At 45.0% G+C, this 1472-nt stretch carries 2 protein-coding genes; one reads left to right on the forward strand and one right to left on the reverse strand.

The window, feature by feature from the left end:
- On the forward strand, positions 1-189 hold a 189-nt coding region (locus tag C9I99_RS27355; RefSeq protein ID WP_211321965.1), incomplete at its 5' end, for a hypothetical protein.
- A gap of 53 nt (positions 190-242) precedes the next feature.
- Here C9I99_RS27355 and C9I99_RS26855 read toward each other — a convergent pair.
- The gene (locus C9I99_RS26855; RefSeq protein ID WP_107351892.1) at positions 243-635 is read right to left on the reverse strand and encodes a hypothetical protein; all 393 of its coding nucleotides are present in this window, start codon (positions 633-635) and stop codon (positions 243-245) included.
- Positions 636-1472 lie beyond the last annotated feature (837 nt).

A 1472-nucleotide genomic window follows, 5' to 3' on the forward strand; every position in this document is an offset into this window, starting at 1 on the left:
GAACCTGACGATACGAAAGCAAAAAGGCAACAAAGAAGAAATTCACGCTTACTAAGCCGAAACTACGAAAGCCGCGATCCTATTGATGAACCGTGCAAAAAATTTCGGACTCAGTACGCACAACGCCCGCATAAGGGGCAGCAAAACTTAAGCGGCGATTGGTTAAACTGGGCGAAGCACCAAAACTAATTGCCGTGTAGTTTTGATGTCCCAGCGAGCCTGCGAGCGACTTGATGCGTTTGTTATGAGACGGATGACAAAAGTTCAGTTGCCTTTTCTATATCATCAATACCGAATACAAAGCGATTATTTTCTGCTGGATAGCCAAACTTAATTGTCAGATTATGTTCAACAAGCGTGTTGCAAATTTGTCCAAACGAACCTGATTTTCCCGTAACATTTTCAGCATCTTTGTCGAAAACAAAAACGTCTGAAACTACAGCAGACTCTATACCTATTTCAGCCAGAGCATCGACTGCCACTTGCACATCTTCAACAAGAAAATGAACTATTGCCAGCTCATCAACCGAAGAGTGACTCAGCCCCTCAATATTAACACCAACTTTCCCTAGGGTGAGTCCAATGTCAACCAAAAGGGATGGCCGGTTATTTTGAACTAAGCAAATATCTTTCACGAATACTCCTTTTCATCGGCAAGACTAAGGCTCCCGTCTCATAACGTTGTTTTAAGGGGCAAAAAACGCAAACCAAATGCGAAACCGCCACCTTAAACACAAAAACTGAATAGACAAAAATTGCGCCCGCGTTTTTTGTCCACCTTGAAAACCCTTGTTATAAGCTGCCACCCAAACTGCCCGAATAGCCGCACCTCGCTACGTGCCTTTGCAAACAGCCCAAAGGCTGTTTGATTTGCTCTGGTGCTTTTCGGCTTGTTTGCCCTACTCTGTTGGTTAACGGCGAGCTGGCAACAAAACCGCTCTTTTGCTGATAAAACCGAACCAGTTTGGGATTCAAATTGGCTGCTTACGTGTAAGTATTCTTTACAGCGTATAACGTTGTTTTAAGGGGCAAAAAACGCAAGCAAATTGCGAAACCGCCACCTTAAACACGAAAATTGAATAAACAAAAACTGCGACCGCGTTTTTTGTCCACCTTGAAAACCCTTGTTATAAGCTGCCACCCAAACCGCCCCAATAGCCGCACCTCGCTACGTACCTTAGCAAACAGCCCAAAGGCTGTTTGATTTGCTCTGGCGCTTTTCGGCTTGTTTGCCCGGCTTTGACGGTTAACGGCGATCCGACCACGAACCGCTCTTTTGCTGATAAAACCAAACCGGTCTGGGATTCAAATTGGCTGCTTACGTGTAAGTAGTATTTACAGCGTATAACGCCTGCAATAAGGTGTGCCCCACAGAACCAACAAAGCACACTGAACTCCGTACCAAAACCGCCGAGTGTAACGCATCACCTTGATTGCCTTGTTATGTTTTGAGACTCGTCATGCACCAACTA

The sequence above is a fragment of the Photobacterium lutimaris genome (genome assembly GCF_003025555.1).
Classification (GTDB): domain Bacteria; phylum Pseudomonadota; class Gammaproteobacteria; order Enterobacterales; family Vibrionaceae; genus Photobacterium; species Photobacterium lutimaris.